Source organism: Aeromonas sp. ASNIH8 (genome assembly GCF_002919855.1).
Lineage (GTDB): Bacteria > Pseudomonadota > Gammaproteobacteria > Enterobacterales > Aeromonadaceae > Aeromonas > Aeromonas caviae.
On the sequence record NZ_PQLN01000105.1, the window covers coordinates 1 to 13,600 of the forward strand.

Here is a 13,600-nt window from a genome sequence, read left to right on the forward strand (position 1 = left end):
CCCGTCCGCCGCTCGCCGGCAAAAGTAGCAAGCTACTTTCCCGCTGCCGCTCGACTTGCATGTGTTAGGCCTGCCGCCAGCGTTCAATCTGAGCCATGATCAAACTCTTCAATTTAAGTTTGGTTGCCAATAAAGGCGGCTCAATGAATTGCTGAATTAACTGCTGCAACTTTCGTTGCTTTGGTCACTTCATCAGACATTGAAAATCAAAAATTGTTTTTGATGCTCGATGCTGTGAGTGCCCACACAGATTGCTTGATTCAAATTGTTAAAGAGCGTCACGCTTATCGCGTTGAGGAGGCGCATCTTACGCTCCTCACTTCGAAAGTCAAGCGGTTGTTTTCGCTTTTCTTTCGGCGCTGGCTTCACGAGGAAGCTAGCTCATCAGTTCGGCGTGGTCCGCCGTGCTGGTAGGGGCGCATTATAGGGAGGCCGGTTACGATGACAAGGGATTTTTTGAAGAAAGTCACGGAAACTTCAAATTATCCAGTTAGAAACAACTTACCCAGTGTATATATACAATGTTATCCACAAGCTGATGATTTCAGCCCTCTTTTATTGGCATTTATCAGGATCTTCCTGGCTGAAGGAATGCCATACTGAAGCGGATAATTTGCCTCAAGTGGTCCATGGTAGCGTCTGGTCGTAAAGCTGGTTACCATGAAGGTGAATAGAGTGTTGCACCTTTTTTGCTTTCATTTACAAAAGGTCTTTAAAGATGAATTTATCCAAGTTTCCCGTTTATGTGCAGGCAGCAGTTCTTGCTCTGGTATTGGCGCTGCTCGGCTATCTGGTTGCCCAGGCCCTGCAGTTCTCTCTGAAAGTCGAAGTCATTTTTGCCGCCGGTCTGGCCATTGGCGGTTTCGTGGTACCGCTCTTCCTTAACCGTGCGCCTGCCACCGCCCTCGAACAGGCGACCAGCCAGGAGACCTGTACCTTATATGTAGGCAACCTGCCCTATCGCGCCAACGAGATTGCGGTGCGCGAACTCTTTGCCGAGCAAGGTCAGGTACTGTCAGTTCGTCTGATGAAGGACAAGGCCACCGGCAAACGCAGGGGCTTCGGGTTTGTGGAGATGCCTGTCGCCGATGCGGCCAAGGCCATCGCCGCGCTCAATGACAAGGAGTATCAGCAGCGCACCCTGAAAGTGCGTGAAGCAAATGACAAGCGGGACCGGGATGAGAAGGACGTCAACGACGTCGACGCCTGATATTCAGTACACCACTTCTTCGAGTGACGACAGCCCCCAAGCTTGCAAGGGGGCTGTCAGTTTCTGGGCCCCAGCATCCAGTCGCGTGCAGTAGGCACGTCCCGTCCCCTCGCCAGGTGCCTGGACCGGCAGTGTCGCCAGCAAATGCGCCACCCGCCTTGCCACGGCAAGACCCGAATCGACCAGTTGACATTCCGGCATCAGCTGTTTGATCTCTTCGTTGAGCAAGGGGAAGTGGGTACATCCCAGTACCAGGGTATCCGGCCTCTCCTCCCCTTCCATCCAGTCTGCGAGCATCTCTCTGAGCAGGGCCATATTGACCGGCAACCCCGCCAGCTTGCGCTCGGCTTCGATAACCAGTTCGGTGGCCCCCTTCAGCAGCACATGCTTACCCGGGGCGAACTGGGCGATGAGTTCATGGGTATAGTCACGGCTGACGGTGCCGGGCGTTGCCAGCAGACCGATGTAGCCGTTACGGGTCAGGGCGGCGGCAGGCTTGATCGCAGGGACCACGCCGACCACGGGAATGCTGAGTGCGGTACGCAGGGATGGCAGGGCAATGGTGCTGGCGGTATTGCAGGCGATCACCACCAGATCGATGGCGTGCTCGGCCACCATGTGGCTGACCAGTCCGGTACAAGCCTCGATGAGGGCCGCCTCACTCAGCTCGCCATAGGGAAAGTGGGCATTGTCGAAACTGTAGAAATAGTTGTGCTCCGGCAGAGCGCGACGGATCTCCCCATAGACAGTCAGACCGCCCATACCGGAGTCGAACACGAGAATATTGGCCACCTGAGCTCCCCCTTGAATGCGAGGCCGCGATCATACTCCCGCCCGGCGCCAATAGAAAAGGCCCTGCCAATGGCAGGGCCCCTGATTTTTCAGATCCAGACAAGGGGATCAGAGTGCGTAGTCCACCGTCACATAGTAGGCACGCTCGTCAGCCGGGTAACCCACCGAGGTCTGGTACTCCTTGTCCAGCAGGTTGCTGATCTTGCCGGAGACCTTCCAGGACGGTGCAACCTGATAGCCCACCGCCAGGTTCCAAACGCTGTAACCGCCCAGCTGGGTGGTATTGGCCGCGTCACCATAACGCTCACCCTGGTAGATCCAGCTCAGGGAGCCATCGAACTGCTGCCACTGCGCCTGGCTCACCCACTTGGCCCCCTTGCGGGAGATCAGCTGCAACTGCTTGTCGGTGACCTTGTCCTTGGGATCCTTGTATTCGGCGGAAACGCGATGGCTCAGCCAGCCGGTCTCGAACTCCCCTTCCAGTTCAACCCCTTCAATCCGCGCCTTGCCGACGTTTTGCGGCGTCCACATGCCCTGGCTGTCCGGTGCCCACTGGATCATCTGCTCGAAGTCGTTGCGATAACCGGTCAAGCGCCACTCCACACCAGCGGTCTGTCCGTCCAGCATCAACTCGTGGCTTTTCGACTCTTCCGGCTTCAGATCAGGATTGCCGGACCCCGGGTAGTAGAGATCGTTGAAGGAGGGGGCACGGAAACCGGTGCCGTAGCGGGCACTGAGGCGATAATCCTCAACGAAGCGCCAGCCAGCGCCGGTTTGCCAGGTGTTGTGACGTCCGAACTGCTCGTTGTCATCGCTGCGACCGCTCAGCTCGGCCTGCCAGACCTGGTTGTCAAACTGGGCCAGGGCATAGAGCCCGGTGTTGTCACGCTCATCGGCGTCACTCGGGAAGGCGACGCCAGAGGAGCGGGAACTATCGTCCAGCATGTCGCGCTGCCAGTCGGCGCCGCCCCCCAGGGTCCAGCTCTCGTCCAGTTTGACGCTGTTGACCCAGTTCAGGGTGTATTGACGGGTATAGAGTCGATCAGCGGACTGATCGCGGCCGCTGGTATCCGGGTAGTCGTAGGCATCCTGTTTGGAGAAGGCGCCGCGCAGTTCGCTCAGGTAGCGCTCGTCATGATAGCGGGAGCCGAGCTGGTAGCTCTGGTTCTCGGTCCAGGTCTCGTTGCGTTGATGGAACGCCGGGCCCCAGGCGGAAGCGGCAGAGGATCTGTCGTACTGGGCAATGTTGCGGAACCAACGGGTCGTACCGAACAGATCCCAGTTGCTGGCCAGCGCCTGCTGATAATCCACCATGGCGTTGTAGCCCCGGTGGCCATGCTTGTCGCCATCGTTCACCCCGACGATGGGGTGCACGTTGTAGCCGGTCTCGTCATCGAAACCACCAGCGACCTTGATCTGACCCGCATCACCCACCTGGCTGGCGCTGCTGAAGGCGGCCTGACGCTGCTTGTGGGAGCCCGCACCCAAGTTGAACTTGTGTTGATTGGTCCCCTGATCCGGGCGAGTGATGATATTGATGACCCCACCGATGGCATCGGATCCATAAATGGTGGCGCGCGCACCGCGGATATATTCGATCCGCTCCACCTGGTTGAGGGGCAGGTTGTTGAGCTCGGTCATCCCGGCGGTCAGAGAGGCGCTGCGCACCCCGTCCACCAGCACCAGGGTCTGGGAAGAGGTGCCACCACGTACCCGCAGCGAGCTGAGCTGGCCGCGGCCGCCGTTGCTGACCACTTCCACGCCGGGCAGGGTCTTGACCACGTCGGTCACGGTCTGGGCTTGCAGGCGATCGATCTCGTCACGGGTCACCACGTTGACGGGAGCCAGCACACTGGAGGCAGGCTGGGCGACACGGGTAGCGGTCACCACCATGGTGGGATTGACGGGGATGGTCAGTTGTTGGGCAAAGGCCGCCGTTGGCAACAGGGCAGCCGCCAATAATGTCTTGGACATGAGAGATCCTTAAGTTCGCGTAAGCATCTACTTCGTGGCCGGTTTTTCTCGGCCCGAAATACGAACTTTGGCAGGTCTTCGGGCTTGGGGGCTGATGGCCTACGGCGACGGCTTCCCACCTGACGGCAGTGCCCTGATGTCGCTTCGTTCCCCCTTACCGCTGCGCGCCAGCTCCGGATTCTCACCGGATTCCCTTTTAAGCATGATGCGCCAAAGCGGGGGGATTATAGGCAGAGCTGTCTTGGATGTATAGCCATCTGGATTTCTAATGTCGTTTTTACCCAAAGTCGGTGCCAAGTGGCGCAGATCCTCGCCCCCTCTCGTACCTTGAGGCTCGTTGACCGTCATTCGAGCGGGTCAAACACAAGAAATGTTGAGCCAGATCCCACGGCTTTTTGGTAACATGCGGCAAACGTTTGACATCCGAGGAAGCCGTAATGACGACCCCCCCTATGATCGGCCTGGTAATGGGCTCCGACTCTGACTGGCCCGTGATGCAGGCCGCCGCCCGCATCCTCAAGGAGCACGGCGTGCCCTATGAAGCGCGCGTCGTATCCGCCCATCGCACCCCGGATCTCCTGTTTGAATATGCCGCCAGTGCGCGCGATCGTGGTCTGCGCGCCATCATCGCTGGCGCCGGCGGCGCAGCCCACCTGCCGGGCATGCTGGCCGCCAAGACCACGATCCCGGTGCTGGGCGTGCCCATCCCCACCCGCCAGCTCAAGGGGATGGATTCCCTGCTCTCCATCGTGCAGATGCCCAAGGGCGTGCCGGTCGCCACCTTCGCCATCGGCGAGGCGGGTGCCGCCAATGCCGGTCTGTTCGCCGTGTCCCTGCTCTCTGTCGCCCAGGATGGCGACGCTCCCCGTTATCACCAGCAGCTCGACGGCTTCCGCGCCAAGGAGCGCGACCGGGTGCTGGCGCTCACCCTGGAGGAGCCAGCATGATACTGCCCCCCGCCACTTTGGGTATGCTCGGTGGCGGCCAGCTCGGCCGCTACTTCGTGATGTCTGCCCACCGTCTCGGCTACAAGGTGATCGTGCTGGACCCGGACCCCATCAGCATCGCCGGTGCAGCCGCCGACGAGCAGATCGTTGCCGCCTATGACGATGCCGATGCCCTGCGCGATCTGGCCAGCCGCTGCGACGCCATCACCTGCGAGTTCGAAAACGTGCCCGCCGCCTCCCTGGCCCTGCTGGAGCAGTACAAGCCGGTGCGCCCGGCCGCGAGCGCAGTACGTGTCTGTCAGGATCGCCGGGAAGAGAAAGCCTTCCTGACCCGCGCCAGCGTACCGGTCGCCCCGAACCTGACCCTGCTGCCCGGCGAGCCGCTGCCCGCCCTGCCCAGCGACCTCTTCCCCGCCATCCTCAAGACCGCCCGCGAAGGCTACGATGGCAAGGGGCAGTGGACTATCCACAATGCGGGCGAATTGCCAGCGGCCCTGGCCGCCAGCGGTGTCCCTTGCGTGCTGGAGAAGCGCCTGCCGCTGGAGGGGGAGTTTGCCCTCACCCTGGCCCGCAGTCCGAGCGGTGCCATCAGTGCCCTGCCCCTGGTGCAGAACTGGCACAGCGGCGGCATCCTGGATCAGACCCGCTCCCCGGCCAATGTGCCCGCCCTGGAGCGCGAGGCCCAGCGCATCGCCGAGCACATCATCGCCGCCCTCGACTATGTGGGTGTGCTGACGGTGGAGTTCTTCCTAGTCGGCGGTGAACTGCTGGTCAACGAGATGGCCCCCCGGCCCCACAATTCGGGTCATCCCAGCATCGACAACGCCGGTTGCAGCCAGTTCGAGTTGCAGGTGCGCGCCCTGTGCGATCTGCCGCTGCCGGCGCAGGCTGAGGTGCAGCCCGCCATCCTGCTCAACCTGCTCGGGGATCTGTGGCAAGACGGCACGCCGGACTGGGCTAGCGCCCTGGCCCTGCCCGGGGTGCACCTTCACCTCTATGGCAAGGGCGAAGCCCGCCCCGGCCGCAAGATGGGCCACGTCACCGTCACTGGCCGCGACTGGCCCGCCGTCGAGGCCACCGCGCACCAGCTGCGCGCCCTGCTGGGTCTGCCTCCGCGCTGAGTCCACCCCTTGACATGCAAAGACCCGGGCCAAGGCCCGGGTCTTTTTTTATGACTTGAGAAGCGAGAGGGGTCAGGCCCTGTCGACAGCCGCAACGGGAGCCGGCAGGCGGATGGTGAGAGAGAGCACCAGGGCCACCACCAGCAACACCAGGATCAGGTTGAAGGTCGCCATGAAGCCGCCGAACAGGGAGGCCACGATGGAGCCGATGATGCTGCCCAGACCAAAGCCCAGATAGATGACGCCGTAGTTCTTGGTCAGGTTGTTGAGGCCGAAGAAGTCGCTCACCAGCGAGGGGTAGACGGTGATGGTACCGCCGAAGCTGAACGCTACACAGGCCACTGCCACGAAGAACAAGTTGGCATTGAGCGGCGCGAACAGCAGCAGCGCCATGCCCGCCAGGGTAATCAACTGGGCGATGGTGATGACCCGGATACGGGACATCTTGTCGGAGAGGATGCCCAGCACCAGCCGGCCGCCCAGGTTGGCCATGGCGATGATGGCGACGGCGTTGGCGGCGACCACGGCCGGCAGGCCCACCATCTTCTCGCCGATGTCCTTGGCCACGCCGATGACGTAGAGACCGCTCATGCAGGCGGTGAGGAACATCAGCGCCAGCATCCAGTATTGGGGCTTGCGCATCGCCTCGGCCAGGGTGAAGTCGCGGCTCTCGCTCTGCTGCACGGCGGCGGCCTGCTTGGGCGCATCCTTCATCAGCATGCCACCCACCAGCACCATGGACATGGCGATCAGCCCCCACAGCTGGAAGGTGGTCTCAAGCCCGTTGCTCGAAAGCAGCAGCAGGTTGATGTACTTGAAGCCCAGGCTGCCGAGACCGTAGGCACCGATGGAGCAGGCGGAGATGAGCCCCTTGCGCTCCGGGAACCACTTCACGCAGTTGGAGAGGGTCATCAGGTAGCCGGTACCGTCGGCAAAACCGACCAGGATGCCGGCACAGAGGTAGAGCATCGCCAGGTTGCTGGCATGAGCGGTGAGGAAGAAGCCGATGCCGAGCAGCACGCCGGCGCCCAGGGTGACGTTGCGCACCCCGAAGCGCTCCTGCAGCTTGCCCGCCAGGGAGGAGGCCACCGCCAGGGAGAGGCTGAGCAGGCCAAAGGCGAAGGCGACCTGGCTCACCGGCTCGTCCAGCTTGTCGGAAAGCTGGGCGTTGAACAGGCTCCAGGTGTACACGGATCCCAGCGCGAACTGGGTGATGATGGTCCCCAACAGGGTGAGGTAGCGGGTGCGATTCAGATCGATGGTCATGATGCGTCTCGAGGAATGGCCTTAAGGAAACTGGGGCCACTATAGGCAAGACGCCACTCCCGCCGACCGATTAAGGCATGAAATGCAGATCGGCGGGAATGAATGACAATCAGAGCCGCATCAGCTGACGGAATGCCTTGATGTTGCTGCGGCTGACCGGCACCTCGAACGGCAGGTCATGGAGCCGGATGAGATAGGTGCTGTTGAACCAGGGCACTATCTCGCGGATCTTGTTGATGTTGACGCAGTAGGAGCGGTGGCAGCGGAAGAACCCCTCGGCAGGCAACCGACTGACGAACTCGCTGAGGGTCATGGTCATCACGTAGCGATCGGTACGGGTGTAGACATGGGTCAGCTTCTCGTCGGCTTCCGCGTAGTAGATCTGCTCGCAGGGGGTGACGATGATGCGCTCCCCCTTCACCAGATTGACGGTGCGGTTCTGTGGCGTCCCGGACTCCGCACCCTGGGGCTGGGACTTGCCCGCCAGTTCGAGCTTCTGCAGCAGATTGATGAGGCGCGGCTCGTTGTAGGGCTTGAGGATGTAGTCGAATGCCTCCAGCTCGAACGCCTCCACCGCAAACTCCTTGTAGGCGGTGACGAAGACGATGTGGGGCGGGTGACTGGACTTGTGCAGGTTCTTGGCCAGCAGCAGGCCGTCGATGGCGGGGATCTGGATATCCAGAAACACCACGTCCACCTCGTGATCCTGCAGATACTTGAACGCCTCCAGCCCGTCCTCGAAGCTCGCCACTATCTCGATGTTGCTGTGCTGCCCCACCAGAAAGGCCAGCTCCTCGCGGGCCAGATACTCATCTTCCACAATGATCGCTTTCAGCATGACATTGCCCCCATAAGGAGCACAGGAGAGGCCAGCTCCTCCCGTATCAAACATTCGTCTTCCACTATGATGGCTTTCAGCATGGCATTGCCTCCTGATCAGGCAGATAGAAACAGACTTCGGTCCCCGGCTCCAGCCGCTTGAGGTGCAGGCCGTCGCCATAGAGCAGCTTTACCCGCTGATGCACGTTCATCAGACCGATGCTGCGGCTCTCCACCCGACCGGCGGCGACCCCGTCGATCACCGCCTGGCTGATGCCGTAGCCTGTGTCGCGCACCGCGACCCGGATGCCGCCCGCCAGCTGCTTCACCTCGATGGTGACCCGACCCGGCGCACTGCGGGGCTGGATGCCGTGCAGGATGGCGTTTTCCACCAACGGCTGCAACAGCAGGCTCGGCACCTGGATATGCACGTCGTCCACCTCGAACACCACCTCCAGCTTGTCGCCGAAGCGGGCCTGCTCGATGGCCACGTAGTCGCGCACCTGCTGCAGCTCCTCCTGGATGTCGATGAGGGTGTCCCCCTTGTTGAGGTTGTAGCGCAGGTAATCCGCCAGATTGGCAATGAGCTGGCGTGCCTGCTGGGGACGGATGCGGATCAGCGACGAGATGGCATTGAGGGCGTTGAACAGGAAGTGGGGGTTGATCTTGCTCTGCAGCGCGGTGAACTCCGCCTTGCGGGTCATCTCCTTGAGCTGCTCGATGCGCGACACCTCCATCTGGGTGGAGATGAGCTGGGAGAGACCCACCGCCATCTCCTTGAGGGAGCTGGTGATGCTGTGGGTGCGGCGATAGTAGATCTTGAGGGTGCCGCTGACGGCGCCGTTTTCCCGCAGCGGAATAATGATGACCGAGTGAAAATCGGAGAGGTGATACTGGCGCAGATCGTTGTTGATGATGATCTGGTCCAGCAGCACCGCTCTGTGGGTCATGTCGCTGATGGCGTGGTGCTCGTCCAGCTCGTAGTAATCCTTGCCCACCCCCACATAGGCCAGCACGTCGCGGGTATCGGTGATGGCCACCGCATCGGCGCTGATCTCGCTGCGAATGATGCCGCACACCTGGCTCAGGGAGTGGCGATCGATGTTCTGGAAAAACGGCAACGTCTTGTTGGCGATGTCGAGCGCCAGCTTGGCCTGCTTGGCGGCAATCAGCTCCTTCTCGTCGTCCAGGTCCTGCACCAGCTTGATGATGAGCCCGATACAGAGCGCCCCGGCGATCATGGGATAGGCAATATGACTGACTATCTCCACACCTACCGCATGGGGCTCGGTCAGTTGCCAGATAAGCAGCATGGTCAGCCCCTCGCAGGCCATCCCCGCCAGGATGCCATAGAGCCAGAGCCGCGACTTGCGACAGCGCAGGTGCAGCCAGGTGGCAAGCAGGCCGGCGATGATGCTGGCGATGAGACAGGGAATGGAGGTGTGGCCATCCATGTCGATGAGATAACGGTGCAGCCCCGAGATGACTCCGGCCGGAATGCCGACCCAGGGGCCGAACAGGATGCCGCCCGAGATGATGGCGATGATCCGCACGTTGATGAGGGCCCCCTCCACCGGAATGCCGGTGTAGGTGCTGAACACCGCGAACAGACAGAAGATGGCCGCCACCAGCACCAGCTCGGCCGGGGTGTGGTCACGCTTCTGGAACAGTCGCTGGAACGGCCGGGTGCGGGTGAGAAGAAAGAGCGTCATCAGCATCAGCGCCGCCCGCTCAAACACCGCCAACAACATCATCTGATTTTCGAGCATGGCTCTCCTCCGTCAATGGCATGGCGCCAGGGGGCGGATCATACCCCTTATCTGCCGCCGACTCATGGGCGAATCCGGGGAGAGCGGTTCAGCTTTCGGGGAAAACGCCGATAAGAGGAGGCCCTCGCCAAGGAGGGCCCAGTCCGACAAAGGAGATAACTATGTTTCAAAAAAGCATGGTGCTGGCAGTGATGATCGGTTGCAGCAGTGCCGCCGTTCACGCCAATACGCAGGTGAGCCAGCTGAACTGGCAGACCACCGCCAGCAAAGAGACCAACATGGAAGTAGCGCTTACCCACCCAGGCCTCCAGGCCATCAATTCGGATCCGGCACAGGCTCCCGTCCAGATCCTGGCAGCAGACCTGAGCCACCCGGATTTCAACACCACCTATCGTTTGCAAGCCCGCGCACTCTACGGCTCCCTGCCACAGCAGGATGATCTCCGGATCACGCTGGCGCTCAACGGACAACCCCTCGAAGCAAGCCGCGCCCTCCCCCTGGCGCAGGCGACCCGCTATTACCTCAGCTATCAGGCCCCGTCAGCCAGACCGGATCAGGTGGGCGACGCCGCCTATGAGTTGATGGTGTACTGGCTGGGCTGACCACAGGAGCCGAAGGCATGTTCCCATGCCTTCATTCCTCCCCGTCCATCACCTGTAGTTGGGTCGCTGCCAGCCGAACGACCTCGTACTCTTGCTGCAAACGGGCCAGCGCCTCGGGCAGCCTGGCCTGATCGAGCTCCCAGGATTCTATTTCGCTGCAGGTCGCCACCAGTTTCAGAGTGCCCATTATTCTGGCTCCCCCTTTCAGGCGATGTATGCGGTCGATGAACTGGCCAACATGCCCCTCCTCCGCGGCCCGTTGCAATCCCGCGATATCGTCGTCACTGGCCCGCACGAACTCCGCCAGCAGAGGCACCATCAGGGTCGACTGGTGTGCAGTCAGCGGCCCCAGATACCGCCGGATCTCCTCCATGCAGGCGGCCATGTCACTCTGCTCTTCCCGCTGCATGTGCCGACGCAGGCAGTGATCGAGCGCCTCCAGTCCGACGGGCTTGAACAGACAGTCATCCATCCCTGCCGCCTGCCCTTCATTGATCTGCTCCTGCCGCGCATCGGCCGTCAGCCCGAGGATCATGGTGCGTCGCCAGCCGTGCAGCCGCTCCAGCTCACGGCACTGACGAGCCAGCTCGAATCCGTTCATGCCGGGCATGTTGAAGTCGGTCATGACGACATCCACCCTGGCTTCGACCAGCCGCCGCAGCGCCTCTTCTCCCGACTCGACGGCCGTGGCGTCATGACCCAGATAGGCCAGCTGCTGGCTGACCAGCAACCGGTTGGCTGGATGATCATCCACGACCATGATCTTCAGTCGCCGCCCCGGCTCAACCACCGGCTCCTGTGCAGGCGCAGCGGGCATCGCCACGGCATCGGCCACCGGCAGCTTCATCTCGACACTGACCCGGGTTCCCTGCCCGGGCGTACTTTCCAGTTTCAAGGAGCCGCCCATCGTCTCGCACAGGGAGCGGGAGATCATCAGACCCAGGCCTGTACCCGACTGCTGGATTTTCTCGGGTTGGCTGGCCTGGCTGAAGGGCTCGAACAGCCTGGCCTGCTCGGCCTGATCGATGCCGATACCGGTATCCAGAATGGTGAGCTGCACGGTACACCAGCCATCGCTGACCCGGGAAGCCAGCGTCACCGTGACCGATCCGCAATCGGTGTACTTGATGGCGTTGCTGATCAGGTTGGAGACGACCTGCTTGTAACAAAGACCATCGATCTGCACCCAGGACGGATCGCCCGTGACGAGCTCCAGCCGCAGGTTTTTCTGCCTCGCCAGCGCAGTGAATACGGTGATGACCGACGCTGTCAGGGTCACGATGTCATGGGGCTCGGGGGCCAGTTCAAACCGGCCAGACTCGATCTTGGAAATATCCAGGATGTCGCCGATGAAGCTCAGCAGATCGCTGGCAGAGCCATGGACAATGGCGAGGGAGGCCTGATCCTCCTCATGCAGCCGACCCCGCTTGAGCGCCAGTTCCAGCAAGCCGATGATGGCATTCATGGGGGTACGGATCTCGTGGCTCATGGTCGCGAGGAAGGTGCTCTTGGCACGGTTTGCCTCCTGGGCCTCCTGGCTGGCCACCGCCAGCTCATCGAGCAGGCGTACCCGTTCGCTGACGTCAATCCAGCCTCCCACCCCCCCTGCACATTGCCGTCCAGATCGTAGTAAGGCTGAACCCAGTGATAGACGTCGACCCCGCCCGTCGGCAGGAGCAGACGGTGATCCCCCTCCTGGGCGAGGCGGCTGTCACAGGAAAGCACCAGATCCCCGTGCAGGGGAGCAAGAAAGGGCCAGCGCGTGCGCGCGTCGTCCAGGCCCGTGCCGAGCAGACCGACCTTGGGCTCGCCAAGGAAGCTGGCATAGCTGCTGTTGCACAGTACCAGGATCCCGTTCAAATCCCGCGCATAGATGGGGTGAGGTGTCCCGTCCACCAGATCGGCGATGAACTTGAGCTGGGTGCTCAACGCCCCCTCCACCAGCCGCCGCTCGCGGATCTGCTTGCGCAGGGACAGGCCCCACAGGCCAACCCAGATGGTCAGCAGCAAGATCAAGGCGATAAAGACCCCGAACTCCTGAATCAACTCCTGCCAGGAGACACTCTCCTGTTTGACATTGACCCGCCAGCGGTTGGAGAGCCCTTCCAGCTCATCCGGCGGAATGATGGCAATCACCTTGTCCAGAATGTCCCTCAGTACGGGATGCGCGGGGGTGACCGCAAACGCGGCACCGATGGGGATGGAATCGAACAGCTCTCCCGTGATGAGCAGGCTATCGGGGAATTTGCTGTTCACGTAGTACTTGGCCACCCGCAGCGGCAGTATGGTCACATCACACACTTCCGTCGCCACACAACGCATGGCGTCTTCAATCGTATCGAACTGCCGCGACGTCAGCTTGCCGTATTCCGCCTCGATGGCCTGGGTCGAGATAAAGCCTCTGACCATGGCCACGGTGCCGGTCTTGAGCAGCGATGCAGGGGGGACCTCCCGGTGGCGCAGCCCCACCACATAGGAGAGGGGATCGAGGACAAAGGCCCGGCTGAACAGATAGCGGTTCCTGCGCTCGGCAGAGGGGCTCAACACCCCCGCATCCACCTGGCCACTATCCAGCAACTGGGTCATCTGCTCCGGCGTCTTGGCAGGCACCACCTCGAGCTCCACTCCCAGCTTGGCTCGCATGACCTGCAGCAGATCGGCGACCACGCCGTGCATGGTACCGGTGACGTCATAGAAACTGAGGGGCGGGATGCCGCTGTTCACCGCAATCCGGATCTTCTCCCGTTTGCTCAGCCATTCCCATTGCTCGCGGCTCAGGTCGATTCTGCTGGCACCGATGGAGAGGCCCCCCCATTCCAGCGCTTGGCCACTTCCGCCCGCTTGCCCTCGAGGATCTCCCCCAGCGCGATATCCATGATCCTCTTGAGTCGCCGCTCCTTGGGATTGAGGGCAAAGGCAAAACCGGCGGTATCGATATAGAGCGGCTTCAATAATTGAATGCTGCTCTGATAGGGAAGGTGCGAATAAGCGGGGAAATTCTTCTCGGCTGACTCAGTCATTTCATTTTTTCAGTTTGAGCCGATCTTTTCTCCCGTAAATGCCTTGAATCAGCCTATTTAGACCGTTTCTTCGCCATTTA

At 61.3% G+C, this 13,600-nt stretch carries 12 protein-coding genes, 1 rRNA gene and 1 riboswitch; of the genes, 4 read left to right on the plus strand and 9 right to left on the minus strand.

The annotated features are described in order from the left end of the window. Positions 1 to 115, minus strand: a 16S ribosomal RNA gene (locus C3418_RS19930); the annotation flags it as partial. Positions 116 to 718: 603 nt separating this feature from the next. Here C3418_RS19930 and C3418_RS19935 point away from each other — a divergent pair. Further along, positions 719 to 1,210, plus strand: coding sequence for an RNA-binding protein (locus C3418_RS19935; RefSeq protein ID WP_029313407.1), 492 nt, complete (start codon positions 719 to 721; stop codon positions 1,208 to 1,210). Positions 1,211 to 1,213: 3 nt separating this feature from the next. On the opposite strand, the gene murI is transcribed toward C3418_RS19935, so the two are convergent. Further along, positions 1,214 to 2,002, minus strand: a complete 789-nt coding sequence (gene murI, locus C3418_RS19940) for a glutamate racemase (RefSeq protein WP_042864646.1) — start codon at positions 2,000 to 2,002, stop codon at positions 1,214 to 1,216. Between the two features lie 108 nt (positions 2,003 to 2,110). After that, on the minus strand, positions 2,111 to 3,976 hold the full coding sequence (locus tag C3418_RS19945) for a TonB-dependent receptor domain-containing protein (RefSeq protein ID WP_042879289.1): 1,866 nt from the start codon (positions 3,974 to 3,976) through the stop codon (positions 2,111 to 2,113). 51 nt (positions 3,977 to 4,027) lie between these two features. Then, positions 4,028 to 4,206: riboswitch (cobalamin riboswitch) on the minus strand. 207 nt (positions 4,207 to 4,413) lie between these two features. Between C3418_RS19945 and purE the strand changes: the two genes are divergently transcribed. Continuing rightward, positions 4,414 to 4,923, plus strand: coding sequence for a 5-(carboxyamino)imidazole ribonucleotide mutase (gene purE / locus C3418_RS19950; protein WP_029313402.1), 510 nt, complete (start codon positions 4,414 to 4,416; stop codon positions 4,921 to 4,923). Further along, positions 4,920 to 6,044 (plus strand): 5-(carboxyamino)imidazole ribonucleotide synthase, encoded by a 1,125-nt coding sequence (locus tag C3418_RS19955; protein WP_103859126.1) that lies wholly within the window; start codon positions 4,920 to 4,922, stop codon positions 6,042 to 6,044. The genes purE and C3418_RS19955 overlap by 4 nt, the downstream gene beginning before the upstream one ends. Positions 6,045 to 6,116: 72 nt before the next feature. Here the strand turns inward: C3418_RS19955 and C3418_RS19960 are convergent, their stop codons facing one another. The 3 genes from C3418_RS19960 to C3418_RS19970 all read right to left on the minus strand — a co-directional run bounded on the left by C3418_RS19960 (position 6,117) and on the right by C3418_RS19970 (position 9,898). Beyond that, positions 6,117 to 7,310 (minus strand): MFS transporter, encoded by a 1,194-nt coding sequence (locus C3418_RS19960; RefSeq protein ID WP_181023129.1) that lies wholly within the window; start codon positions 7,308 to 7,310, stop codon positions 6,117 to 6,119. 109 nt (positions 7,311 to 7,419) lie between these two features. Then, a complete protein-coding gene (locus tag C3418_RS19965; protein WP_039040685.1) occupies positions 7,420 to 8,148 on the minus strand; it encodes a LytTR family DNA-binding domain-containing protein in 729 nt (242 codons plus the stop codon). Between the two features lie 76 nt (positions 8,149 to 8,224). Continuing rightward, positions 8,225 to 9,898: a sensor histidine kinase gene (locus C3418_RS19970; RefSeq protein ID WP_039040684.1), complete on the minus strand. Its 1,674-nt coding sequence runs from the start codon at positions 9,896 to 9,898 to the stop codon at positions 8,225 to 8,227. A 161-nt stretch (positions 9,899 to 10,059) separates the two neighbouring features. Between C3418_RS19970 and C3418_RS19975 the strand changes: the two genes are divergently transcribed. Then, a complete protein-coding gene (locus C3418_RS19975) occupies positions 10,060 to 10,500 on the plus strand; it encodes a hypothetical protein (protein WP_041212096.1) in 441 nt (146 codons plus the stop codon). A gap of 31 nt (positions 10,501 to 10,531) precedes the next feature. On the opposite strand, the gene C3418_RS19980 is transcribed toward C3418_RS19975, so the two are convergent. From C3418_RS19980 to C3418_RS24160, 3 genes are read right to left on the minus strand one after another with little or no spacing between them, the layout of a single operon-like run. Beyond that, entirely contained in the window at positions 10,532 to 12,100 is a 1,569-nt protein-coding gene (locus tag C3418_RS19980) for an ATP-binding protein (RefSeq protein WP_233768459.1), read from the minus strand. Beyond that, positions 11,986 to 13,224: a transporter substrate-binding domain-containing protein gene (locus C3418_RS24860; protein ID WP_233768460.1), complete on the minus strand. Its 1,239-nt coding sequence runs from the start codon at positions 13,222 to 13,224 to the stop codon at positions 11,986 to 11,988. Before C3418_RS24860 ends, C3418_RS19980 begins: the two co-directional genes overlap by 115 nt. Positions 13,225 to 13,274: 50 nt before the next feature. Continuing rightward, positions 13,275 to 13,520, minus strand: a complete 246-nt coding sequence (locus C3418_RS24160) for a hypothetical protein (protein ID WP_139739353.1) — start codon at positions 13,518 to 13,520, stop codon at positions 13,275 to 13,277. Between the last annotated feature and the right edge of the window lie 80 nt (positions 13,521 to 13,600).

Bases quoted from the DNA above. Each gene is read 5' to 3' on its own strand.
- C3418_RS19935 (WP_029313407.1), top strand. From the start codon at position 719: ATGAATTTATCCAAGTTTCCCGTTTATGTGCAGGCAGCAGTTCTTGCT.
- C3418_RS19945 (WP_042879289.1), bottom strand. From the start codon at position 3,976: ATGTCCAAGACATTATTGGCGGCTGCCCTGTTGCCAACGGCGGCCTTT.
- purE (WP_029313402.1), top strand. From the start codon at position 4,414: ATGACGACCCCCCCTATGATCGGCCTGGTAATGGGCTCCGACTCTGAC.
- C3418_RS19955 (WP_103859126.1), top strand. From the start codon at position 4,920: ATGATACTGCCCCCCGCCACTTTGGGTATGCTCGGTGGCGGCCAGCTC.
- C3418_RS19960 (WP_181023129.1), bottom strand. From the start codon at position 7,310: ATGACCATCGATCTGAATCGCACCCGCTACCTCACCCTGTTGGGGACC.
- C3418_RS19965 (WP_039040685.1), bottom strand. From the start codon at position 8,148: ATGCTGAAAGCGATCATTGTGGAAGATGAGTATCTGGCCCGCGAGGAG.
- C3418_RS19970 (WP_039040684.1), bottom strand. From the start codon at position 9,898: ATGCTCGAAAATCAGATGATGTTGTTGGCGGTGTTTGAGCGGGCGGCG.
- C3418_RS19975 (WP_041212096.1), top strand. From the start codon at position 10,060: ATGTTTCAAAAAAGCATGGTGCTGGCAGTGATGATCGGTTGCAGCAGT.
- C3418_RS24160 (WP_139739353.1), bottom strand. From the start codon at position 13,520: ATGACTGAGTCAGCCGAGAAGAATTTCCCCGCTTATTCGCACCTTCCC.